The sequence below is a fragment of the Leptospira soteropolitanensis genome, assembly GCF_026151655.1.
Taxonomy (GTDB): Bacteria; Spirochaetota; Leptospiria; order Leptospirales; family Leptospiraceae; genus Leptospira_A; species Leptospira_A soteropolitanensis.
Window position 1 is genome coordinate 384,925 of sequence record NZ_JAMQPN010000001.1, and the last position, 22,655, is coordinate 407,579.

The 22,655-nt window shown below is 35.9% G+C and carries 23 protein-coding genes; 13 read left to right on the plus strand and 10 right to left on the minus strand.

Annotated elements, in window-relative coordinates:
• Window positions 1-3 precede the first annotated feature (3 nt).
• From ND811_RS01860 to ND811_RS01870, 3 genes are all read left to right on the plus strand, one after another.
• Entirely contained in the window at window positions 4-960 is a 957-nt protein-coding gene (locus tag ND811_RS01860) for a response regulator (RefSeq protein ID WP_265350629.1), read from the plus strand.
• 30 nt (window positions 961-990) lie between these two features.
• Entirely contained in the window at window positions 991-1,773 is a 783-nt protein-coding gene (locus ND811_RS01865; protein WP_265350628.1) for an enoyl-CoA hydratase/isomerase family protein, read from the plus strand.
• 89 nt (window positions 1,774-1,862) lie between these two features.
• Window positions 1,863-3,827, plus strand: coding sequence for a M23 family metallopeptidase (locus ND811_RS01870; protein WP_265350627.1), 1,965 nt, complete (start codon window positions 1,863-1,865; stop codon window positions 3,825-3,827).
• Here the strand turns inward: ND811_RS01870 and ND811_RS01875 are convergent.
• Window positions 3,814-4,581 carry a glucose 1-dehydrogenase gene (locus ND811_RS01875; RefSeq protein WP_265350626.1) on the minus strand — a complete coding sequence of 256 codons (768 nt, stop codon included), beginning with the start codon at window positions 4,579-4,581 and terminating at the stop codon, window positions 3,814-3,816. The two genes, ND811_RS01870 and ND811_RS01875, sit on opposite strands and share 14 nt — an antisense overlap.
• A 108-nt stretch (window positions 4,582-4,689) precedes the next feature.
• Between ND811_RS01875 and purB the strand changes: the two genes are divergently transcribed.
• Window positions 4,690-5,994 (plus strand): adenylosuccinate lyase, encoded by a 1,305-nt coding sequence (gene purB / locus ND811_RS01880; RefSeq protein ID WP_135740240.1) that lies wholly within the window; start codon window positions 4,690-4,692, stop codon window positions 5,992-5,994.
• Between the two features lie 459 nt (window positions 5,995-6,453).
• Here the strand turns inward: purB and ND811_RS01885 are convergent, their stop codons facing one another.
• Together ND811_RS01885 and ygiD are read right to left on the minus strand one after the other, a co-directional pair.
• Window positions 6,454-7,113, minus strand: a complete 660-nt coding sequence (locus ND811_RS01885; RefSeq protein ID WP_265350625.1) for an alpha/beta hydrolase — start codon at window positions 7,111-7,113, stop codon at window positions 6,454-6,456.
• Between the two features lie 31 nt (window positions 7,114-7,144).
• Entirely contained in the window at window positions 7,145-7,972 is an 828-nt protein-coding gene (gene ygiD / locus ND811_RS01890) for a 4,5-DOPA-extradiol-dioxygenase (protein ID WP_265350624.1), read from the minus strand.
• A gap of 163 nt (window positions 7,973-8,135) precedes the next feature.
• On the opposite strand from ygiD, the gene ND811_RS01895 reads away from it, so the two are divergent.
• From ND811_RS01895 to ND811_RS01915, 5 genes are all read left to right on the plus strand, one after another.
• On the plus strand, window positions 8,136-8,546 hold the full coding sequence (locus ND811_RS01895; protein ID WP_265350623.1) for an ester cyclase: 411 nt from the start codon (window positions 8,136-8,138) through the stop codon (window positions 8,544-8,546).
• Window positions 8,547-8,575: 29 nt separating this feature from the next.
• A complete protein-coding gene (locus ND811_RS01900) occupies window positions 8,576-9,172 on the plus strand; it encodes a YdcF family protein (RefSeq protein ID WP_265350622.1) in 597 nt (198 codons plus the stop codon).
• A 60-nt stretch (window positions 9,173-9,232) separates the two neighbouring features.
• Entirely contained in the window at window positions 9,233-9,595 is a 363-nt protein-coding gene (locus ND811_RS01905) for a nuclear transport factor 2 family protein (protein WP_265350621.1), read from the plus strand.
• 191 nt (window positions 9,596-9,786) lie between these two features.
• Window positions 9,787-10,302, plus strand: coding sequence for a VOC family protein (locus tag ND811_RS01910; protein ID WP_265350620.1), 516 nt, complete (start codon window positions 9,787-9,789; stop codon window positions 10,300-10,302).
• A gap of 10 nt (window positions 10,303-10,312) precedes the next feature.
• Window positions 10,313-10,978, plus strand: coding sequence for a YdcF family protein (locus ND811_RS01915; RefSeq protein WP_265350619.1), 666 nt, complete (start codon window positions 10,313-10,315; stop codon window positions 10,976-10,978).
• Window positions 10,979-11,016: 38 nt separating this feature from the next.
• On the opposite strand, the gene add is transcribed toward ND811_RS01915, so the two are convergent.
• On the minus strand, window positions 11,017-12,369 hold the full coding sequence (gene add / locus ND811_RS01920; protein ID WP_265350618.1) for an adenosine deaminase: 1,353 nt from the start codon (window positions 12,367-12,369) through the stop codon (window positions 11,017-11,019).
• Between the two features lie 156 nt (window positions 12,370-12,525).
• Between add and ND811_RS01925 the strand changes: the two genes are divergently transcribed.
• On the plus strand, window positions 12,526-13,719 hold the full coding sequence (locus ND811_RS01925) for a DegT/DnrJ/EryC1/StrS family aminotransferase (protein WP_265350976.1): 1,194 nt from the start codon (window positions 12,526-12,528) through the stop codon (window positions 13,717-13,719).
• 5 nt (window positions 13,720-13,724) lie between these two features.
• Here ND811_RS01925 and ND811_RS01930 read toward each other — a convergent pair whose 3' ends face one another.
• The 3 genes from ND811_RS01930 to ND811_RS01940 are packed head-to-tail and all read right to left on the minus strand — an operon-like array spanning window position 13,725 to window position 16,826.
• Complete coding sequence (locus ND811_RS01930) at window positions 13,725-14,444, minus strand: hypothetical protein (RefSeq protein ID WP_265350617.1); 720 nt, start codon at window positions 14,442-14,444, stop codon at window positions 13,725-13,727.
• A gap of 55 nt (window positions 14,445-14,499) precedes the next feature.
• Window positions 14,500-15,900: an NHL repeat-containing protein gene (locus ND811_RS01935; protein ID WP_265350616.1), complete on the minus strand. Its 1,401-nt coding sequence runs from the start codon at window positions 15,898-15,900 to the stop codon at window positions 14,500-14,502.
• Complete coding sequence (locus ND811_RS01940) at window positions 15,900-16,826, minus strand: site-2 protease family protein (RefSeq protein ID WP_265350615.1); 927 nt, start codon at window positions 16,824-16,826, stop codon at window positions 15,900-15,902. Before ND811_RS01940 ends, ND811_RS01935 begins: the two co-directional genes overlap by 1 nt.
• A 358-nt stretch (window positions 16,827-17,184) precedes the next feature.
• Between ND811_RS01940 and cysE the strand changes: the two genes are divergently transcribed.
• The gene (gene cysE / locus ND811_RS01945) at window positions 17,185-17,901 is read left to right on the plus strand and encodes a serine O-acetyltransferase (RefSeq protein ID WP_265350614.1); all 717 of its coding nucleotides are present in this window, start codon (window positions 17,185-17,187) and stop codon (window positions 17,899-17,901) included.
• Here cysE and ND811_RS01950 read toward each other — a convergent pair.
• On the minus strand, window positions 17,898-18,764 hold the full coding sequence (locus tag ND811_RS01950; RefSeq protein WP_265361107.1) for an SHOCT domain-containing protein: 867 nt from the start codon (window positions 18,762-18,764) through the stop codon (window positions 17,898-17,900). The genes cysE and ND811_RS01950 overlap by 4 nt on opposite strands.
• Here ND811_RS01950 and ND811_RS01955 point away from each other — a divergent pair.
• Entirely contained in the window at window positions 18,742-19,239 is a 498-nt protein-coding gene (locus ND811_RS01955; RefSeq protein ID WP_265350612.1) for a hypothetical protein, read from the plus strand. The genes ND811_RS01950 and ND811_RS01955 overlap by 23 nt on opposite strands.
• Complete coding sequence (locus ND811_RS01960; RefSeq protein ID WP_265350975.1) at window positions 19,214-20,437, plus strand: LIC10025 family lipoprotein; 1,224 nt, start codon at window positions 19,214-19,216, stop codon at window positions 20,435-20,437. The genes ND811_RS01955 and ND811_RS01960 overlap by 26 nt, the downstream gene beginning before the upstream one ends.
• 64 nt (window positions 20,438-20,501) lie before the next feature.
• Here the strand turns inward: ND811_RS01960 and ND811_RS01965 are convergent, their stop codons facing one another.
• Together ND811_RS01965 and ND811_RS01970 are read right to left on the minus strand one after the other, a co-directional pair.
• Window positions 20,502-21,107: an anthranilate synthase component II gene (locus tag ND811_RS01965; RefSeq protein ID WP_265350611.1), complete on the minus strand. Its 606-nt coding sequence runs from the start codon at window positions 21,105-21,107 to the stop codon at window positions 20,502-20,504.
• 60 nt (window positions 21,108-21,167) lie between these two features.
• Window positions 21,168-22,550 carry an anthranilate synthase component I family protein gene (locus ND811_RS01970; protein WP_265350610.1) on the minus strand — a complete coding sequence of 461 codons (1,383 nt, stop codon included), beginning with the start codon at window positions 22,548-22,550 and terminating at the stop codon, window positions 21,168-21,170.
• Window positions 22,551-22,655 lie beyond the last annotated feature (105 nt).

Consider the following 22,655-nt stretch of genomic DNA (forward strand, 5'->3'; position numbering starts at 1 on the left):
ATTATGCATTTCATCATGGTGATTGAAAACGATCCCAATTCCTCTCAGGATTTGGAAAATATCTTCCTTGGTTTACGCCAACGAGTTGTTATCACTAAGTTTTCTCAAACAGTCCAAGAATATGTGAAATCCTCTAATCCAGATATCATATTAATGGGTCTGTCCTTTAAAGACAAAAAAGAATTAGAATTTGTTTTGGAACTTCGCCGCGATGTGATCACTCATAACATTCCTATATTGGCTATGATTCCCAAAGAAGATACCAACTTCATAGCAAATCATAAAGCTCTTGGTTTTACAGATTATATGGTTAAACCATTAATCAAACAACCTCTCTTAGATCGAATCCACTCACATATTGAAGAATATAAGTTTAGCGAATCATCTAAAACAAGAGACAATATGTCATTTGTTGTTGTAGATAGAGGACATGGACGTGTATTGTTTCAATGCCGTGCCAATCTCAAACGATATGTTTTTCCAGAATTCAAAAAAATATTCACACCTAATTTTTTAAAGTCCATCCAGTCTGAACGTATTTGTTTTGATGTTCGCGTTGTTCCCGAATTGGGAAAAGATGAAGTAGAAGTTTTCGAACGTGTGATGAAACTGTTTTCAAATCACGAAAAAGTTGTATTCATCGCTGGTCGACACATGGGTGCTTTTATTGAACATGCAGCAGATGATGAAAAAATGTTAGTATTCATGGCGCCAAACGAGTTCGAAGAATATGTAAAAATGGAAGAACAGAAAAAAGAAGAACAACGTAAAAAAGAAAAAAAGGAAAAGTTTATTAAGGAAACAGGTAAAGAACCTCCACCAGCTCCTACACTTTTAAGCCAGGTTAAAATTGAACTTCCAATCAATCCACCCAGCGAACCAGAAATTTCAAATCCTTCTTCAGAATCGACAGATACTTCGTCTAACTCTGATTCAACGCAATCTCCACCCCAACCATAATTGATAAAAATTAAACAAAAGAAGTAACCAATGAACTACAAACGAGAAGTCATCGATATTCCCAACGGCAAAGGCGAAATCATTCGCTTTCAAATGAACGAACAAAATTCACTCACCGGTCAAAACATGAGAGATCTCGGTGAAATTTTAAATGAAATCAAGTCCGACAATTTCAAACGTGGTGTGATTTTAACCACAGACAATCCTAAGTTTTTTTGCAATGGACTCGATGCAGAAAACTTACTTTCTACCAGTAGAGACAAACTCATCGATGAAGTCGGTGGCATTGTTATTTTATTCGGTGAGTTAGTTAAATTTGATAAACCTCTCATTACCGAAGTCACCGGTCATGCCATGGGTGGTGGTGCGGTCATCACGGTTGCATCTGATTATAAATATATGTTGGATGGAAAAGGAAGGATTGGTTTTACAGAAGTCAATGTGGGTCTTCCGCTTCCTGGAAGTTTTATCGATCGGATTCGAATGTGTGTGGATCCAAGGTATTGGGCAGAAGTATGTTTAGAAGGAACCACTTACAAAGGTGCCGAAGCCAAAAAAATTGGTCTTATCGATGAAGTGGCTCCAACTCCCGAAGAGGTTCGAAAACTTGCATTAAAGAAACTGGAGACCCTGTCGAAAGTTCCTTCCGCTGCCTACCGGGCTACAAAAAATACTTTGAATGGTGCACTGATAGCTCACCTAGATCAGTATAAAAAGGACACGATCAAATCCTTTGAACAACCAGGTGTTGTTGATAATTTACTCGAAGCAATGACAGCCCTTAAGGAAAAACGTAGACCCGTTTTTAAATAAATTTTTACAGAACGAGGGGAAAATGAGAATGGCCCCTCGATTCTTATAAGTCTTTTCACCATAATAGCCGAAAAATATAGTGAAATCTGATGTTGCGTTCTCTCGTATTAGTACTTATACTTTCTTTCTTTCCCCTTTCTGCAATATCTGTCTCTGATTTTCCCCCAGGTTTTGTTTTAAAAAATCCCTACGTCTGGCCCGTCAAAGGATATGATTCTATCACCGGCACCTTCGGTGAATTTCGAACAGGTCATTTTCATATGGGCCAAGATTTTTCTACAGGTGGCAGGATTGGTATTCCTATCGTTGCTGCCGCAAAAGGAAAAATCACACGAGTACAAAGAAGATGGACTAGCATAGGTTATGCGTTATTCCTCCAACACGATGATGGAATGACTTCACGGTACGGTCATTTACATAAATTTTCACAAAAAGTTATCAAACAAATCTTAAAATCAAAACAAGCAAAAAGATACAAAGATAGAACCGATTTTGATATAGCACTTCCTGAACCAGTTGAGGTAGAAGCTGGCGAAACAATAGCATTTTCTGGTGACACAGGAGTGGGGCCACCTCACCTTCACTTTGAACTTTTTAAAGACAACGTATATTATAATCCCGTACATTATGGATTAGGATACAACGTGGCAGAACCTATTGTATTCAATGCACTTCGGATTACGCCACAAACACCACGAACTTTTATTAACGGCCGAAATGAAACCGTTGAAATTCCTTTTTATGAAACAGGTGGAAACCGATTTGAGTTATCCGAGTCACCTACTCTCTTTATACAGGGAAAAGTGGGAATACAAATTGCAATCCACCAAAAATCAAATAGTAATCGTCTTGGTATTTTCACCTTAGATATGTTAATTGGTGAAAATGTTTTACAAGGTTTCCAACTATCGAAAATTCTAAAAGAACACACAAGAAAAAACGTATTATTATATGACAGTTCTGTAAGTAAACCTAATGGAAACCCATTTTCCTATTATTTACATACAAGAGATGGGAATGACCTTCTTGGAATGCGGAGTAATGGAAGAGAACAAGGCCTACTCGATAGCGAACAAATGAGAATGGGTGAACCAAAAGAGATTACCATTCGAGCTACTGGTATGGGTGGCCAGATGTCTTTTGCTTCCTTTTATATTCTAAAAGACCAAGGGGATTATAGTCATATTGTCACTAAAGAATGGAAATACAATGTGTACTATGATCGTTATACGACTTTCAAATCGAAAGATACAAAAGTGGAATTATTTTTTCCAGTAAATGCTGTGTATTCCAAAGCATTTTTTGAAATTGAAGCCCAAGAACAAATACAAATCAAAACACAAGGGCTCAACCAACTTTCCAGTGTATATAAAATTGGTCCTGATTTTAAGGATTTTAATTTAGGTTATGACCTTTATGTAAAGGTACCAAAATCGAAAGATATTAACTCAGCTGACCTATATGAAGTTTTACCAGATGGAAATGTTAAAAAAATCAATGGTTCTTCTTTTAGTTCTTGGGGCCAGTTTTTCAAAGTAAGATTACGCAAGACAGGAATGTTTGTGGTTCTTTCAGACCAAACTCCTCCTACAATCTACTTACACGAGTTGATGAGTAAAACCGTTTATCCTAGAGAAGATTTTGCTTTGTATCTAAAAGCAGTTGATGTTGGATCGGGAATTATGCCTGACGGGTTTGACATCACAGTGGATGGAATTCCAGGCAAAGCGGAATTTTTTCCTAAAGACGGTCGACTTGAAATCTTTGAACCAGAAATTTTATATGAACCAGGGAAACATACTGTGCTTGCGAGTGTGCGAGATTTTGCTGGAAATTGGAGTTCGACAGTTCGTTATGATTACGAAATACAGGCTCCACCTGTTCCGGAAGAAAAGAAAAAACTTCCTAACGAAAATCAAAACGTAGATTTGGGAAAAGATAAAAAGAATTCTAAAGAAACTAAAACAAAACCATCTTCGCCTAAGGTGCAAAAGGCGGCTAAACCAATCGCAATCGCACCCAAGGCAAAGGATAAAAAATCTACATCCCGATAGCAGCACCACCATCTACACGGAGGTAAGTTCCAGTGATGTAAGATGCATCGTTACTTAAGAAAAACTTTACTGCAGATGCGATCTCTTCTTGTTTTCCCGGACGTTTGAGTGGGATCACAGCCGGATCCGTTAACTTTTCTTGTACTTCTTTAGAAAGAGTTCCCGTCATTTCTGTTTGAACATAACCTGGGCAAACTGCATTCACTAGAACGTTTCTTCCAGAAAATTCACGAGCAGAGACTTTTGTTAGAGCAATCACTCCTGCTTTGGAAGTAGAGTAGTTTGCTTGGCCTGGTTGCCCTGTTAATCCAGAAACTGAGGAAATGTTTACGATCCGACCAGAATCAGATTTTAGAATGAGTTTACTTGCGGATTTAGTCATAAGGAAAACTCCCTTACAGTTAACATCCATTACAAAGTCATATTCTTGTTCAGACATACGAATGAGAAGGTTGTCTTTCAAAACTCCTGCATTGTTCACAAGAAAATCCAATTTACCGAAAGCATCTTTTGTTTTGCTGATGGCAGCATCACAGTCTTCTGGCTTTGTTACGTTACAAGCAACACCAATTGCCTTCACACCAAATTTTGCTTCTACTTCTCTTGCAGCTTCTTCAATTTTTTCCTGATTCAAATCAACAAGCACCAAACTTGCACCATGCGATGCGATTCGGTTTGCGATTGCTCTTCCCAAACCAATGGGAGAGGCAGCTCCCGTTACCAGTGCTACTTTTCCTTCGAATTCTTTGGACATATGCCCCCCTAGGATTTATTACTAGATTCTAAACTTGAATTTCGAACATCGTTCGGCAATCGTAAAATTCCCAGTTGAAAGAGAAGTTTCTAATGAAAGACTGCCCTTATGATCGATCGTTATAGCCATCCAGAGATTTCTGCCATCTGGGAATTAGAGAACAAATTTAAAATTTGGACAGATATTGAAATCTATGCCTGCGAAGCCCGTGCCAACCGTGGAGAAGTCCCCAAAGAGGACCTAGAAACCATCAAACAAAAGGCAAAATTCAATGTAGATGAAATTCTAGAAATAGAATCGAAGGTACATCATGACGTCATCGCCTATTTAACAAACTTAAATTCTTATATAGGACCAGCCGGCCGACATGTTCACTTCGGACTCACTTCAAGCGACGTTGGTGACACTGCACTTTGTGTACAAATGGTCCAAGCGATGGACCTTCTCATCCAAAGAACCGAAACCCTTTTAGAAACGACTAAACAAAAAGCAAAAGAGTACAAAGACCTTCCTTGTATTGGACGTTCGCATGGAATTCATGCAGAACCAATGACTCTTGGTCTTAAATTTGCTCTCTTCTATGCAGAGATGACTCGTAACTTAGAACGAATGAAAGACGCACGTGCACAAGTTGCTGTTGGTAAACTGTCTGGGGCCGTGGGAACTTATTCCAATATCGATTTAGAAATTGAAGAATATGTTTTAACCAAACTTGGATTAACTGTAGACCCGATTGCAACACAAGTGATTTCTCGTGACCGTCATGCTTTTTATATGTCAGTACTCGGTGTGGTGGCTGCTAGTTTGGACCGCATGGCAACAGAAATTCGTCTTTTACAAAAAACGGAAGGCCGCGAAGTTGAAGAACCGTTTGCTAAAGGCCAAAAAGGTTCTTCAGCAATGCCTCACAAAAGAAATCCTGTAGTATGTGAAAGGATATCTGGGATCTCACGAGTGATTCGTTCTAATGTAAACGTTGGGTTACAAAATGTGGGTCTTTGGCATGAAAGAGATATTTCTCATTCATCTGCCGAACGAATTGTCCTTCCAGATTCCACCATCGCTCTCGATTACATTTTGGAAAAAATGAACTTTGTCTTAAAAGGCCTTCATGTATATCCCGATGCCACTGAACGTACATTAAACGTAACTCGCGGACTTATCTTTTCTCAAAAAGTGTTGTTATGGTTGATCGAAAAAGGTGGAATCACTCGTGAAGATGCCTATTTAATCGTTCAAGAAAATGCAATGGCAGTTTGGGCAGACCAATCCAAAAATCTTCGTGATCTTTTAAAACAAGATCCAAGATGTTCAGCCATCCTCAAAGATAGTGACCTGGATGAAATTTTCCAAATCAAACCTTATCTGGAAAGAATCCCACTGATCTTCAAACGATTAGGGATTATTGATTAGATTTCTAAATTTTTGAGTTTAATAGTTCGTTTGTTCAGAAACAAATAGCAATCCAACTATTAACCGACTTACATGGAAACCTATAGCTCAATTTACTTTGATCTATAGGTTTTTTTTAAACTCATCTATAATTTAGATTTTGGATTTTATGATTTCAAAGGAAAGTAAGTTGGTAGCTGCGTGTTAAACGCATTACATATAGTCGTTACTATTGTGTATATAAATGTTAAACGGTTCGTTTATTGTTCTCGTGGTGGGCAATAAACGTAATGCAATTAACCGCGCAGTCTTTACGAATATACGCTAAAGTTAGCGGGTATCGCCTCATAGGTGTTGGTTAAACGAGATGCGCATATAGCGTTCAAACTCATCTAAACATACAATGTAAAGATAGACTTAACAAGTTTTAAAGAGGAGCTCCACTTACAGGGAAAATTTCAAAATTAAATCTTTGAATCTTTAGTTATGATTTCCCAATTCCACTTCCAACCATTGGATTAGATCTTTTAACATTTCACGATTGATGCTATGGCCTTCTTCATATTCCTGATAATGAGGATGAAGTCCGATAGACTCTAAATATCCTTTCACAGATCTAGCATACTCAACAGACAAGACTCGGTCATTTGTGCCGTGAGATATAAATATTTTTTTATCCAGAATTTTTTCGGAGACTTTCACTTGTATTTTGTTTTCTTCTAAGAGTCTTCCGCTCAGTGCAATGATTCCTTTTACTTTCTCTGGATGTAATAAACCAATCGAATAAGACATGATAGCACCTTGACTAAAGCCACCAATCCAAACATTCGATTCATCAAATTGATAATTTATTTTTAGATATTCCAAAAACTGAAGTAAGAGTTTTCTACTTTCGGCTTCTTGTTCTAAATTAATCTTAGGTTGGCCTGTCGTAAATAATACTTCGTACCAACCGAAACTACCTGGACCTAACTTGAGAGGACCTCGTAGTGAGACAACTAAGAAAGAATCCGGTAGAAAATTGGATAATGAAAACAAATCTTCCTCGTTACTTCCAACACCATGTAGCAAGAGAAGAAGAGGCGGTTTTTCCAGTGATACCTTTGGTTTCCGAATTAAAAATTCTAGAGGTTTTTCCATTTTAATCTCTTTACCTTTTTTAATCTTTTGATTAGGAATTTAGCCTTACAGAAGTCATTGTTAAAGCACCAGCCACTGGTTTATCGTTAAAAAAGGAAATTGAATCTGAATCCAATTTTGTCCCTAAAGTATAAAGTAGAGGTAAATAATGTTCCGCTGTAGGTATAGCCCATTCAAATTCTTTACCATGATTTCTGATTTGAACCAGTGAATCGTTGTCTCCTGCCAAAATCCAATGTTTGACCTTTTCATTCACATCAAGGGCCCAATCAAATCCATATACTTCATTTAACCTATCCCAAGCCACCATACGCAAGTTATGTACAATATTGCCACTAGCAATGATGAGTATCCCTTTGTTCCTAAGGAAAGTTAATTCTTTGGCCAATTGGAAATGGGCTTCCGGCGAAATTTTATAATCCATACTGAGTTGCACAACGGGGACGTCTGCTTTTGGGTAAATATGTTTGATGACACTCCAAGCTCCGTGGTCTAAACCCCATTCATAATCCAATTGAACTTTTTGAGATTTAACAGTAGATTGAATGAGTTTTGCAAGTTCTGGGTTACCAGGCGCAGGATATTGCACATCGAATAATGCTTTTGGGAATCCACCAAAGTCATGTATGGTGGGAGGATTTTTCATTGCAGTTACGAAAGTACCATCTGTGACCCAATGTGCGGAAATACAAAGAATTGCATTTGGTTTTGGGAAGGTTTCACTCAAAGTTCGTATTCCTTCCACAAATTCATTCTCCTCGATCGCATTCATAGGGCTGCCATGCCCCAAAAATAAAGAAGGCAAGCTGGTGGAATTTTCCAAAAAATTTGAATTCTCTTTAGTTTCTGCTGAGTTCATCTGGTTTCCGGAATTTTGACGTCCCGACTCCTCTATTTAGATAGTTTGATATTAAATCATTTATTGTCAATGTATTCTCTAAATGGAAAACGAAAAATCTTCTTTTCTTGCTTTGGACTTCAACACCAAATTGCCCAGGATATGGTAAGGAGAAAATTGGGTTATGAAAGCAAATCTAGGAAATCGGGAAAAAATTTCGTTCATTTTGAAGGAACTAATTACAAATCACAATACAACATCGATCCAAGATGTTTTTTCAAATGAATACATTGTCCATACTTCAAAAAAGGATTATAAAGGTCACAAGATCATTATCAGGTGGGCCAAGGATTTACATAATTTTTTTGATAATTTGAAAATAGTCAAAATTCAATTCCTAGTTCAAACAGAAGAATTTATAGTATGGAAAAGAACTTTACGAGGAAAGATTAAAGCTTCAAATAACAAAAACTTAAAGACAGGCAAAACAATTCAGTGGGACGAAATGATTGTTTCAAAATTTAAAAATGGTTTTATCATAGAAGAATGGAATAATTCCGAATTTCTGGGAGCACTGATTTCCAAACCAAATTAAAGCTAAAATTTAAAAACAATAACAAATTCATGTCGATAAAACAAGTCAAAGTCAAACTTATCCTATTAACGAAGATATTCTCTTTCTATTTATTAATTTCTGTTGGTTTCATCCTTTATAATGGGCTAATAGAAGAAAAAGACTTAAAATCAAGTTTTGCTCTTGTACTTGGTAATAAAGTAGAACTAAATGGAAAGCCCTCGGATCGCTTGCAAGCCAGATTAGATCGGGCCATTACTCTTTATAAAGAAAATTTAATTCAAAAAATAATAGTTTCTGGAGGTATAGGAAAAGAAGGGTTTGATGAGGCTAGAGTAATGAAAGAATATTTAGTCGCTCAAGGAATTGAGACGGATCATATCGTCGAAGATAATTTGGGTTACACTACAGAAAGATCTGCAGATAATTTGAAAGAAATTTTGAAATCTAATTTTGCGGAGCCAATTCTAATTATATCTCAGTATTATCATCTCCCGAGGGCAGCATTCTTAGTGAAAAAAGTAGGTTTTCTCAATGTCAAAACATCTTATGCTAGGTATTTTGAATTCAGAGATTTCTATTCGATCTTTAGAGAGACCGTTGCATTACCTTATGTAATAGTTATTAACTCCATTTTTAAGCACTAATATAATTTTATATCAAAACTATACCTAGTTTTCAAATATTACTTTTTATAAAAATCACTTATGAATGAAGAAACAAATTTAAAATTAATTGATAAACAACTTATAGCTTACAATAACAAAGATATTGATTTATTTCTGCAGTGTTGGGACAAAAATGCAAAAATATATCTCCATCCAAATACTTTGTTAGCGGATGGAATTGAACAAATCAAAGAAAGGCATTTGATCCGTTTTCAAGAACCAGATCTTTTTGCCACATTAATCTCAAGAACTCAATATAACGGCAAAATTGTTGATCAAGAATTGGTTACTCGAAATTTCCCAGAAGGAAAAGGAACTATCGAAGTATTAGCCATTTATGAAATAGCTAACGAAAAAATATATAATGCCTGGTTTTTGATCAGCGAACCTAGGTTCCAGTAGTCAGAAATTATTTGAACCAAATTCAATAATCAAACCAAACGAGATTAATTCAACAAGAAACCGTTAATTTCTTCCAAACTAAATAATAAAGAGTTGAAGAATCCTCTAGAAAACAATCAAATATCTCTTATTTTTCGATCTGAAATTTATTAACTAACCATATCCTAATAAATTCTAGTAAGGGGAAAATTATGGCAGCACCGAAGAAGAAAAAAAATAACGTAACCAAAACAAAATCCAATCTAAAAAAGTTAGATTACCGGGCCAATCCAACTCATAGTATTACACCCTTTCTTATGTTTAATGCAAACATTGAAGAGGTGGCAAAGTTCTACGCTTCGGTTTTTAAAAAATCCAAAATCATTACTGCCAATCCAATGCAAGGAGAGTTCATTTTAAACGGCCAAAAGTTTACCGCATACAATGGTGGGCCAGAATTTAAATTCACTTGGGGAGTTTCTTTTATGATCAGTGTCGAAACTCAGAAAGAAGTCGATTATTATTGGAATGCGCTTTTAGCCAATGGCGGTAAAGAGAGTATGTGTGGCTGGCTTCAAGATCAATTTGGTATGTACTGGCAAGTAACCCCAAAAATTCTTTTACAACTAATTTCACACAAAGATCCGATAAAAGCAGAGCGTGCTACGCAAGCCATGTTAAAGATGAAAAAAATTGACATTGCGATATTAAAAGAAGCTGTTAGTTAATCGGATTAGATTGATACTATCGCATAAAAAGATATCTGATAAGGATTTAGAATCTGCTTCAATCATTTGGGATTTTCTCACACAAAAAGATAATCTAAAGAAAGCAGATTTAATTTTTGTCTTATGTAGCCATGACATAAGAATTGCTAAGTTTGCTTCCGACCTTTACAAAAATGGTTATGCTAATCGAATTCTGTTTTCAGGCGGACTAAATTTTTTTACTAAAAATATCTTCCCGGATTCCGAAGCCGATTCTTTTGCTAATTTTGCTATCAAGGAAGGAATTCCCTCAAAAGACATCATTATAGAAAATAAATCTACCAATACGGGAGAAAACATTCAATTTTCCAAATCTTTGCTGAACGCGACAAACGTTGAGACGAATTCCATCATTGCGATTCAAAAACCTTCTATGACCTTAAGAGTTCGGTTAGCTTTTGACAAACAATGGTCAGATATACAATTCATCGTCGCTGCACCCAATTATTCTTTGTTGGATTCCCCTCATTCACATATTAATCTTTTTATGATTATAAACGAAATCGTAGGTGATTTACAACGAATCATTACTTATCCCAAATTAGGTTTTCAATCGGAAATATTTATCCCTGAGTCGGTTGTTTATGCTTTCCATTATCTCGTTTCTCGAGAATACAACTTACATTTAATTCGGTGACTAAAAATTTATCTTTGGAGGACTATATCGAACTCAAACTAAACAGCTGTAACTTGTTTCTCAGAAACTAAATTGTATTTTAATTTAATTTGATCTATCTTTTCTTCCATAGACTTCCATAATGAATCTTTTTCTGGATGAAAAGTGCAAAGTACACCTTGTCTTACCAAATCAATAATTTCAGCGATAGAAAAATCTAAGAAACGATAGAGTTTAAAAAATTCATAAGTAAGATTCACATTGAAGATATCAGGATCATCCGTATTAATACATAACATCAAACCTTGGTCGTAATAATATCGAACCGGATGGTTTTGTTCTTTGCGAACGTATTTCCCTGTAAACACATTAGAGGTTACACAAATCTCAATTGGAATTTTATTTTCTTTCATGTAACGAACCAGTTCTGGGTCCTGGATCGCAGAAGTTCCGTGTCCAATCCTTTCCGCCTTACATAGATTTACCGCATCCCAAATGGCCCAAGGTCCATCATCTTCGCCTGAGTGAGCGACACATCGTAAACCTGATTCACGCGCAACTTTAAACACTTCAGAATAATCTTTAGCTGGACCCATAAGTTCCGCACCACCAAGTCCAATCCCGATGATTTCTTTTTGTTTTAATCCCAAAACTCGTTTGAGATTGTTCATAGCATTTTCCGGACCGAAAGAACGAGATACGTCAACTAACAATCGAATGGTGATGCCATCCTTGACTTCAATTTGACGAATGCGATTAACCATCACTTCGACCATTTCATCAAAATCTAATCCATTTTGGATGAATTTTGAAGGAGCAAAAAATGCCTCACAATAAACTATATTATTGGATCGTAGATAATCGGCTAAACTATCAATAAAATATCCAAGATCTGAAGCTTCTTTTACCGCACCTTGAACGAAGAAAAATACCTGGATGAATCCGTTTAAATCTTTGAAATTATATTTATCTTCGAATTCCTTTTCGGTGACTTCAATTCCATTCTTTTTATAGAGGAACTTTAAAGTTTCTTTGTTTACGCAGGCTTCCAAATGAAGGTGCACTTCCGTTTTTGGAATTTCTCGAATGAAGTTAATGACGTCTTGTTCATTCGGATGAGGAATAGAAAGATCCCCAGCAAGTAAGGATTTTCTTTCTTTGAGGAGAGGCGCCTCTGTGGATGGTTCCAACCCCTCCTTGGAAAGTAACCAAAGAGGTGGATGGAGGATCGGGAGTTCCATAAGGGAAACCCGCTCGTTTAACAGCGTATTGATTTGTTTATCAAAAGTAAGTTGGATCGTAGGAGAGTAGGGCCTGTCAGCTGGCAACCGGCTTTTCAGGCGATTGAGTTCTGCTATGTCACGATCAATGACAGCAATACGGTTTAAAATCTCAGAAAAAGGAACTTCCATGTTCCAGGAAAGAATGAGTTAATCAGTGGGTATCTACAAGTAGATTTTTAGAGTCCAGGTGAAAATCCCTATTTAGCTTTGAAAAATCCCGTCGATAGGATGTTTGGGGGCGGAAAAGACTGGAAATTTTTTCTGAATTATGTCGTATAAATGAATATGCTCACATCTCGCAAAACCTTTTTACCGTTTGCACTTCCATCAATTTCTGAGGAAGCAATTGAAGAAGTTGCCCAAGTTTTACGGTCTGGTTGGGTCACTTCCGGTCCCAAAGTAAAACAATTTGAGATGGAGTTTGGAGATTTTGTTGGTTGTAAAGAGACCATCGCTGTCAATTCAGCAACTGCCGGCTTACATTTAGCCTTAGAAGCGATCGGACTTACCTCGGAAGACGCCGCAATCACAAGTTCCATTACTTTTACTGCAACAACAGAGGTGATCTGTTATTTCGGGGCCGAACCAATTCTCACTGATGTTGATCCCATTCACAATCTAATGACGCCAGAATCTTTACGAGAGACCATAGATAACAAATGTAAATGGAATGGTAAAGAACTCAAAAGTAAAAAAACTGGAAAACATATTAAGGCAATTATGCCCGTCCACTTAGCAGGCCATACATGTGATATGGAAGGTCTGATCCAAATCGCGAAAGAATACAATTTATACGTAATTGAAGACGCAGCCCATGCATTTCCAGCAGTACATAAAAATAAAATGATCGGAACTTGGGGTGATTTTACAGTCTTTAGCTTTTATGCTACAAAAGGAATCACAACGGGAGAAGGGGGGATGGTTACCACTTCGCATAAAGAAGCTGCAGAACGAATTCGTAAAATGCGACTTCATGGAATTAATCGTGATGCTTTTAATAGACCTGGTTGGTACTACGAAGTAGTTGATGCAGGCTATAAATACAACATGACCGACATTGCCGCTGCTTTAGGTGTTGTGCAACTAAAAGAGTCCCACGGATTTTGGGAACGTAGAACAGAAATTGCAAAACATTACAATCAAGAATTCTCTTCCTTAAAAGGTATTAAACTTCCTAAAGAAGATCCAAACGGAATTCATAGTTGGCATCTCTATCGAATAGAAGTCGATCCTAAAATTGCAAAAGTAGGACGCGATACATTGGTAGAAGAATTAAAAGAAAGAAATATTGGAACAAGCCTTCATTTCATTCCTATCTTTGAACACCCTTATTATAAAAAAACATTTCATTACAATCGCAAAGAATACCCAAATGCCTGTCTGATGTATGATAAATCAGTATCTTTACCTCTGTTTGCTGGAATGACAAAATCTGATGAAAAAGATGTAATCGATGCTGTAAAAGAAATTTTAGGATAATAAAATTAATTGGAAGTTGTTACGGTTCGGTTTTGATAAAAAATCGGATCGTATAACTTTAACAAATCAACAAGTCCTATGATAAATTCAACATCTGTTCCATCTGCTTTTCTGCGAATCCAAAACCCAACAATTTCTTTCACTACCTGAGCATCAATAGTTTCATCACCTTTTCTGTAAATAAAACGCGATGATTCTTCAGGATCTTCATTGTCAGTAAATGCTGGATATAAAAACAAAATAAATCGATCCAAATAATAAGGGTCTAATCTATTTTCTTCCACTAACATTAAATAACGATCAGCCTCTTTTCTAAAAAACTTCGGATTTGAATCTAACTTCTGATAAACAATAAAAAATTCACGAGCAATGTTTTGAATCGAATGCTCATAAATGGGGAGAGTTATTGTATATAACGTTTGATTGTTTTTTGCAGGAAGAAGATAGGCTTTTAACTTTTTTGGAAACTCTGGATGGTAATGCCCAAAATTATTTGGTGAATTTAATTCTAAATAATATTTTGTATGTGGACCAGATTCAAAAATAGGAATGCCTAGGTATTCAGAAAGTTTTTTAAGACTTATTATTGTCTGAATCTTACAATAAAACTTATGATAAGAAATTTCCTTTTCGCAAGACAGCCCTATTTTCGGAAATTGAATCCAAGTTGACTCAACTAATTCCTTAAATTTTGTTTCTCTTTCTATAGTTTTGTCAACGAACAACGAATCTATTTTTTGATTCAGTCCAGAACAACCTAATAGAAAGAATACTGTTAGTTTACTTAATTTTATAAGTAATTTCTGCAGGTAAATTTTCCCATTCTGAATTTGCATCTTTACGAAAGTATACAGGAGAAATGGAAGATTTGGAATTCAAACTTTGAAATAAAATTAAATCTGTTTCTTTTTTTTCAAAGTATCGTTTGTCCGTATTACTTCCCAACCCCAAATCAGCAATGGGAATCCAACCGTAACTCAAAAGGAAAATTGATACAGAATCTTGAATAGCTTTTGGTTTTCCTTTTTCGAAACGAATCATACGAAACGGTTGGATAGGAACACTAATCTCTTTCATTTTGTCCTTAAAATCATTTAGACTAATACTAGTTTGACGAGCTTGGTAAATTGCGTCTAAATAATCTCTAGGTAAATACTTCAATTCTTCATTAGACTTCTCATAAAAAGGAGTTACATCATTTGGATAAGTCGCTTCTTTATCTAAATATTCATCAGTTACATAATATTTGATAAATTGATTCTTAGAAGAAAACTTATACTTAACAATTTGTTCTCCCGGCAAATCTTCGATTGAAAGTTTTTTTAAATGAACTCGATTTCTTTGAATAAAGGAAGGTTGGTAAGTACCATCAGTAAATTTAACAGCACGTATTCTTTGTTGTTCATTAGAAGGAGGATGGAGGATGGCAATTTGTGCCTTGGATAATGAAACAGAATCCAATTTGAATTTTAGTGATACTTCTAAATTGTATTCTTCTTCACCAGATGCAATAAAACGTTCTGTTTCTATAAATGGAATATTTTTAATTTCTTTATTTTCACGGTCAACAACCCAGAGTTTTGAGCCGCTTAACAATACACCGCGAATCGATCGTAAATTTGTTTTAATAGAACCGGTAATTTTGCCAGTTTTTGTGTCGTATCGATAAATACTGTTATCGGCTGAATCAGAAATCCATAAAGAATCTCTCCCATAACAGATATCACGTGGCCTAGTCCGGTCAGTAAAAAATCCTCCAATAAGGAGTGAGGAAGATTGATCATAAATTTGAACCTTCCCTGAATCCAAATCTAAGATATAATAATAATTACCAACACTTGCAATTCCTGCAACGTTAGAGAGCGGGATCTGGATTTTGTCTGTAATGCCTCCCGAGTTGGGATCCAATTTCAAAATTTGTTTTGGTGCTACTACAAGTAGTTTTCCTTCTCGTGTATCAAAACTAATTCCACGAAGATTAGCCAGTCCTAAATTAAAAATCTCTTGTTCACCAATTTCATTAATTTTTATAATGGCTCGACGATTGGTATCGATATACCAAAAATTAACACCATCCCAAGCAAGTCCGTATGCTTTATCGGAAAGTTTATATTCTTTGCTCTCTTGAGCAAAAATACCAGACGAAATAAATATCAGTAAAAAAATTAAAATGCGAATCATTAATTGAACCCGATGTTATTGGTTATCAGACGAAAAATATCCATCAATAATGAGGATTCTTCAAATTCAGATCCTAAGATTATTGGTTTCGGTACAAAAATAACTAGGAATGATACTAACATGATGGATCCAAAGTAGAATCGAAATTTTCCTATTCCTGAAACAGAATCACGAATAAAAGGATGTTCCACTTTCACCACATAATAAATGATAAAACCCCAAAGTAACCAGGTAAAATGAATCAATGCAAAAATTAAGAATAGTGTGAATAAACCGTGAATCCATTTTCGATAATTTTCGCCAAACATAGAATATATGACATGACCACCATCCAATTGTCCAAACGGTAACAAATTTACGGCCGTAATCAAAAGTCCTACCCATCCCGCTTTAGCTAGGGGATGAGCTTGTATGTCCATTGTGGCAAAATCGATAGGTCCCAAAATCCACTGACTCGTAAAATATGTAAAAAGACTGTCTCCAAAAAATAAAAATCCCGACCGATCAAACCCAGGAGGTATTTCTATTACCTTCGATAGGCTAATACCAACTAACCATGCAATCATCGAAAGTACTAAACTAGCTGTTGGTCCACCAATCCCAATATCGAATAGGACTTTTTTATCTGGAATCTGCTGTTTAATTTGAATGACCGCCCCCATAGTTCCGATAGGACCCACAGGTAATGGAATAAAAAATGGCCAAGTTGCTTTCACTCCATAAAATCGAGCTGGCAAATAATGTCCCATTTCATGTGCAAAAAGAATGAATAACAATGATACCGAATAGGGCCAATTCTGTAAAAACACCAATTTATAATTCTCTAATGTTTGAGGCACTTGAGGATTTAGAAAAATATCAGAGTAAGTTAAAGTAAAAAACGTGAGAATGAATAAAAGGATATGTAATGTTTTTTTTGATTCCAAAGTCGGAACAACCTAGAAAGTTATTTCTACTCGAAAGGATAAATTACTTAGTTAAAGAATCAATGATAAACCTGTCTAAATTTGAAATTTGGCCGAATCTTTTGAGTCTGAACTGGATTCAGATTAGATCTTAGTTCCTGAGCCTTTGGTAAATCTGTGTCATTTCCGGTTGAATTGTCAAAGTTGAATTTTTTTGTAAACTTTACGAAGGGAAAATATTCTTCCTAAATTTAGGTCTTTTGAATCCACTGAACAAGTGGATTTTCTGTACACATTCCAAACTCCGATTCCATTAAATCTTTCCCAACTCTCGGAAAAGTTGACTTGTCTAAATAGTAATTTTAAAACCAACTAATCAATGTTTGAAAATATCAAAATTATCAAAAAATTTGACCCGGCGGCCAAATCCTATTTGGAAATAGTCCTTTGTTATCCCGGTCTACACGCCCTTTGGCTTCATAAATTTGCGCATTTACTTTATCAACTTCGCCTACCAATCATTCCGAGACTAGTGAATTACATTAGCCGTTTTTTGACCGGCATTGACATTCACCCTGGAGCAAAAATTGCACCCGGTGTTTTTATTGACCACGGTTCTGGAGTTGTGATCGGTGAGACTGCCATTGTTGGTTCTGGTTCCCTAATTTTCCAAGGAGTGACTCTCGGTGGAACTGGAAAGGAATCAGGCAAACGCCATCCAACTATTGGAAAAAACGTTGTGATTGGAGCGGGAGCGAAAGTGCTTGGAAACATTATCGTAGAAGATCATGTCAGGGTTGGTGCCGGTTCTGTTGTGATGAGAAATGTTCCAGCAGGATGTACTGTTGTTGGAATTCCCGGAAAAGTGGTAAAAGCTGGTGACATAGCATCTGATAGCGTAGAACAAATGTTAGAACATAACCAAATGCCAGATCCAATCGCTAAAGTTTTTTCCGTTTTACTGGAAAAAGTGGAAACACAACAACAACTCATTAACAAATTGTATGAGAAACAACAGCTATTAGAAAAAGCATCTGACGAGGCTCCAGAGAACGATCGTTTGATTCAAGAGTTCATTCACGGAGACGGAATTTAAAATTCTTTTAAAAGTTCCGTTTTTTTACGATCATATTCTTCATCAGTAATGAGTTTGTTTTTTCGCATTTCTTCTAATGCCTTTAGTTTTTCAGGAACAGATTTCCAATGTTCTAATGGTGGATTATTTTCGTCCTCTTTTGGATAACGAAAAAGAGGAGGATTTGGCATCAATTCCGGAATATTAAAAATAATAATATTTCCATAGATTCCATTTTTACTTCGACTTTTGTCTTTGTACAAACTAGTCTGTTGCCGATCCCGTAACCAAAGTTCTGGCCGGTAAATAGGCTGAATTAAAGAGGGATGAAAAAGAACCCAGTCTTCAAAGGAATATTGCGTTTGAAATGTGATATTTGTATTCATTTCATGAAACAACAATACCAACCCATTTTCTGTACTTAGTATATAAAAACTTGTTTTTAATATTTTAACATTTGGGGAAAGAATATCATCTAATTTAAAAATGCAAAGGTATACTTTTGGTTCTTCACTATTTACAATTTTTTCTGCAAACTTTTGTATTTCAGGAAGGTAGGATTCTGGCACTAATACATCCCAATCCTCGTAAGCAAGAACGCCACGTTTGTATTGGATGGATTTTAACAAATTGGTTAGTTCATTAAAATTTTTAGAGTTAACCTTAAGTAAAGAAATTTCGCTAGGAAAAATTTTTTTCCATTCCTCTTCCTCTACTTCGAAAAACGCCAAGGAAGCTGAAGAATCGATCAACTTGATTTTGCGGGAAAAACTAGAACATCCGTAAACAAAAAAAATCAGAATCAAAACGCAGAAAATTTTTGCACTTGCCGTTAATGAATTTATAAATAGGTAAAAAACTGTGTCACGATTAGTATTATTCATTTTAGCAGTGGTATTCATATCTCAGGAAGAATGGGAGGCACAGTCCATGCCACAATTTCACATGAAGGACCAATATGGGCAATCGTATTCTGATAGTTCCGTTAAGGGAAAACCTGTTGTTCTAATGGGATGTTACCTGCGTGATTTAGAACTTTGCAGAAAACAAGGCCGAAAGCTATATTGGAAAATGCAAAATTTACTATGGAAAGATAGTTCCAAAGTTCACTTTCTCCTTTATTTAGATTTTCAAGAAACAAACAAACTTGTGGAAAATTATTTAGAAGAATCCAAAACAAAACAATACGAAAGTATTCTTTTAGATCGTAAAGGACATCTTACAGTTGGTCTAAACAAGGGTGAATCCTATTTACGAATTTTTAATAAATCAGGCAAATTGATTTCATCATCCTATCAGGAAGAAATGGATGAAAACCTCATTCAAGAAATATATGGAATTCTTAAAAAAGAAATATAACCTACAAAAATCTTTATTCTTCATAATAGTAGTTTTTACTATTTCGAATTGTTTTCAAAAAAATCAAAATTACTATGAGTTTTGGAAAGGTTACGATCACTTACAACGCTCCATTAAATCTACTTCAAAAAACGAAGTTTATTTTTCTGCTCTGGCAGGCAGTCTTAGTGAAGAAAACGAAACATTATTACAAAAAACATCCGAAGGTTATCCTTTCCTTTCCCTCTATGGTAACATAGACAATCAACAAAATTGGAATCTATATTGGAACGAAACAATCCCGCCAAAATACGATTATATGGCAAAAGTCACTTTCACTCCAAAAATTTGGGAGGAACGAGAAATCTATACGGTCGAAAGAAAGATCATTCACAAACTAAATGGCTATCAACCTAGAGACTTTTTTAAATGGTTCCATGATTTTGTTTTTGCAATCAATGATCATAATGCGTATCAGACTTTAAAATCAACCTCCCAGAACTTACAATTCCTATGTAGCTCTATGCAGTGCCATGTAACAGAAAATGCTGAATGGCATACTCTAGAGTTTACAATCAATGAAGATACAAAAACAAAATTTCCAGGATTTTATCAAAGAACAGGTTCACGTTTAGAAAAAACTAAGTTAAATCTGGAAATTTGGGACAAGTTCAACCCGACGCATAAGTTAAAAATTACTAACCAAGGAAAAACGATCCAATTTCATTTTCCTGTCAATCTCCCGTCCGATTATTTTCTTTCACCAAAAGAAATACGTTTTTTAGGTGATTTTGAAATCAGATCTTTTGGAATCACTGTAAAAATTCAAAACTTAGAATATAGACTAAAAACGAACTTTGAGAAACAAACAGATACGCTTGATGGACATTTTGTACGAATTGGGAAAAAAGAAATTAATGGAAACTTTTTTTATGTCATTCCACAAGGATTTGTGAATTTTTTCATCCCAGGAAATCTGGATGAATACTTTAACGAATTTTTCATTCTACTCATACAAGGAACACAAGGAAGGGGCGGATCGCAAATTCATGCCACGTTCAGAAAAACAGAACGAGGTCAAATCAACACGATCACAACATACAATGAAATTAAACGGAAACGTTTTTCTTTGTTTGGTGGAGATGATTCCCAAAAAGCAAGTAACGATTTTGATTTTTTTGCGTCTTGGGAAGATGCTATGTTGTTAGATTTAAAATAAAAAATTCATTCGAGAAAATCAAAAATTGCAATCATAACGAAGAACAACCAATTTACGGTCTTAACTAAGAATTAATAAAGTTCCGAAGTAAGTCCTTTCCCTCTTCCGAACCAAAAGATTCGGGATGAAACTGGACCCCTTCAATTTTTAAAGTTTTATGCCGTAGGCCCATGATTTCGCCCTTCCCTTCCCCGGATGAAACCCGAGCAGTAATTTCCAGATCTGTTGGTAAAGTGGATTCCTTTGCCACTAAGGAATGATAACGCATAATTTCTATTCCTTGAGTTAAACCAAAGAAAACACCTTTTCCATCATGTTCAATGGGCGATAGTTTCCCATGCATTGCTACATTGGCGCGAACCACTTCCCCACCGAAAACCGTTGCCATTCCTTGCATTCCAAGACAAATTCCAAGCACCGAAGTTGTTTTTCCAAGTTCCTTAAGAATATCGGCACTCACTCCAAAATATGCGGGGTCTGCTGGATGACCGGGACCAGGTGAAATTATAATTTTATCATAGTTAGCTGATTTAATCCATTCAAAAGGTTTTTCATCATTTCGGATGACATCCAATTGAAAAGGTTTCTCTCTTTCTTCTAAGATTTCGCCTACAATTTGGTAAAGATTGAATGTAAAAGAATCATAATTGTCTAAGATAAGGACTTTCATTTTGATTTCTGCTTCTCCTCGTTTTTTAGCTACTCGTTTTGCCCTATTATTTGTTACAAACTAAGGAGCTTTATGTAAATCTAAAGCCTTTCTAACTGATGCCATTTTATTGATAATTTCTTGGTATTCATCTTCAGGCTTAGAATCAAAAACAATTCCTCCCGAAGCTCGAACAAAGCCTTTGTTCCCATTTACAAAAAAACTACGAATGGGAATGGCAAAAGTACAATCTCCATTCAAACCAAAACTTCCAACGGCGCCACCATAAGGGCCACGAGGTGATTTTTCAATTCGTTCAATAATTTTCATCGATTCAATTTTAGGAGCTCCAGATAGAGTTCCTGCTGGAAATGAAGAAGCAAGTCCAGAAAACATATCTTCTTTAGAAGAAAGAATTCCCACCACTTCACTAGAGATATGTTGCACATGAGAGAATCTTTTCACATCAAAACGCCTACGAACTTTCACAGTACCAAATTTTGCCACTCGCCCCACATCATTGCGGTGGAGATCAATTAGCATATTGTGCTCTGCGATTTCTTTCGGATCGGTTAATAGTTTTCGAGCAAGGAGTGTGTCTTCTTTTGCATCAACTCCTCGTTTGGTGGTTCCTGCCAAAGGAAAAGATTCCATTTCTCCTTGTCGTAATCGAAATAGTAATTCAGGACTTGCACCCAAAATCACTCGAGTTCCAAATTTCACATAATACATATGAGGAGAGGGATTAATTTCACGAAGAGTTTCATAAATTGCCAAGGGGTTTCCTTCTACTTTATAAATTTCTTCAAATCCAATTTGGCACTGAAAGGTGTTTCCGGCTTTTACTTCTTCTAAAGCTTCTTCCACCATTTGTTTGTGCACTTCCTTAGATAGTCCAGCTTGTAATAAAGAAACCTTTGCTTGTGGTTTCTGAGATTTATCTTTTGCTAAATGTTCTAAGATTTGATTCACTTCTTTGATACGATTTGTTCCATTATCAAAATAAATGAGTTCCCCTGTAAATTTGTCATAGATAAGACCATCCAAATACAATCCGAAAATCATCGCAGGAAAATCAGGATGTGGTTTTAGTTTGAGTTTTGGCTCAAAGAATTGCATACTTTGATAACCGAGATAACCGACAAATCCTCCCGCATAACTAATGCTTAGCGAATTATAATCTGTGAGCTCTCTTAAAGCAAAATATGGATTATCAACAGAGTATTTTTTTCCATCAATTTCTAAGGTACCTGGCTCTCCCAGAATGAGATGAGAAGGTTGGAATCCAATCACAGAGTAACGAGAATCGTATTGGTTGTCTCCTGCTGATTCTAACAAAAAACAATTTTCGTATTTTGCCTCAATGACCCGAAAGAGTTTCCAAAACTCGATTCCTTCCGGCAAGGTTAATGAAGTGTAATTGGGTTTTTTGGGGATCTTGATTTTCGGAAGTGTTTGGCTCATAAAAACTCTGTATTAGGTACCAAGATTCATTTTGAATCTTTAAATGAAATAAAAAAGGCAGGTCCGAATTCCGGAACCTGCCTTTCGATCTGCGATTCTTAAATT

Excerpts from the sequence above, each read along its gene's own strand:
- ND811_RS01895 (WP_265350623.1), top strand. The coding sequence starts at position 8,136 with ATGAAAGCAAATCTAGGAAATCGGGAAAAAATTTCGTTCATTTTGAAG.
- ygiD (WP_265350624.1), bottom strand. The coding sequence starts at position 7,972 with ATGAACTCAGCAGAAACTAAAGAGAATTCAAATTTTTTGGAAAATTCC.
- ND811_RS01910 (WP_265350620.1), top strand. The coding sequence starts at position 9,787 with ATGGCAGCACCGAAGAAGAAAAAAAATAACGTAACCAAAACAAAATCC.
- cysE (WP_265350614.1), top strand. The coding sequence starts at position 17,185 with ATGTTTGAAAATATCAAAATTATCAAAAAATTTGACCCGGCGGCCAAA.
- ND811_RS01965 (WP_265350611.1), bottom strand. The coding sequence starts at position 21,107 with ATGAAAGTCCTTATCTTAGACAATTATGATTCTTTTACATTCAATCTT.
- ND811_RS01860 (WP_265350629.1), top strand. The coding sequence starts at position 4 with ATGCATTTCATCATGGTGATTGAAAACGATCCCAATTCCTCTCAGGAT.
- ND811_RS01885 (WP_265350625.1), bottom strand. The coding sequence starts at position 7,113 with ATGGAAAAACCTCTAGAATTTTTAATTCGGAAACCAAAGGTATCACTG.
- ND811_RS01870 (WP_265350627.1), top strand. The coding sequence starts at position 1,863 with ATGTTGCGTTCTCTCGTATTAGTACTTATACTTTCTTTCTTTCCCCTT.
- ND811_RS01950 (WP_265361107.1), bottom strand. The coding sequence starts at position 18,764 with ATGAATAATACTAATCGTGACACAGTTTTTTACCTATTTATAAATTCA.
- ND811_RS01925 (WP_265350976.1), top strand. The coding sequence starts at position 12,526 with ATGCTCACATCTCGCAAAACCTTTTTACCGTTTGCACTTCCATCAATT.
- add (WP_265350618.1), bottom strand. The coding sequence starts at position 12,369 with ATGGAAGTTCCTTTTTCTGAGATTTTAAACCGTATTGCTGTCATTGAT.
- ND811_RS01935 (WP_265350616.1), bottom strand. The coding sequence starts at position 15,900 with ATGATTCGCATTTTAATTTTTTTACTGATATTTATTTCGTCTGGTATT.
- ND811_RS01905 (WP_265350621.1), top strand. The coding sequence starts at position 9,233 with ATGAATGAAGAAACAAATTTAAAATTAATTGATAAACAACTTATAGCT.
- ND811_RS01900 (WP_265350622.1), top strand. The coding sequence starts at position 8,576 with ATGTCGATAAAACAAGTCAAAGTCAAACTTATCCTATTAACGAAGATA.
- purB (WP_135740240.1), top strand. The coding sequence starts at position 4,690 with ATGATCGATCGTTATAGCCATCCAGAGATTTCTGCCATCTGGGAATTA.
- ND811_RS01970 (WP_265350610.1), bottom strand. The coding sequence starts at position 22,550 with ATGAGCCAAACACTTCCGAAAATCAAGATCCCCAAAAAACCCAATTAC.
- ND811_RS01865 (WP_265350628.1), top strand. The coding sequence starts at position 991 with ATGAACTACAAACGAGAAGTCATCGATATTCCCAACGGCAAAGGCGAA.
- ND811_RS01875 (WP_265350626.1), bottom strand. The coding sequence starts at position 4,581 with ATGTCCAAAGAATTCGAAGGAAAAGTAGCACTGGTAACGGGAGCTGCC.
- ND811_RS01960 (WP_265350975.1), top strand. The coding sequence starts at position 19,214 with ATGGAATTCTTAAAAAAGAAATATAACCTACAAAAATCTTTATTCTTC.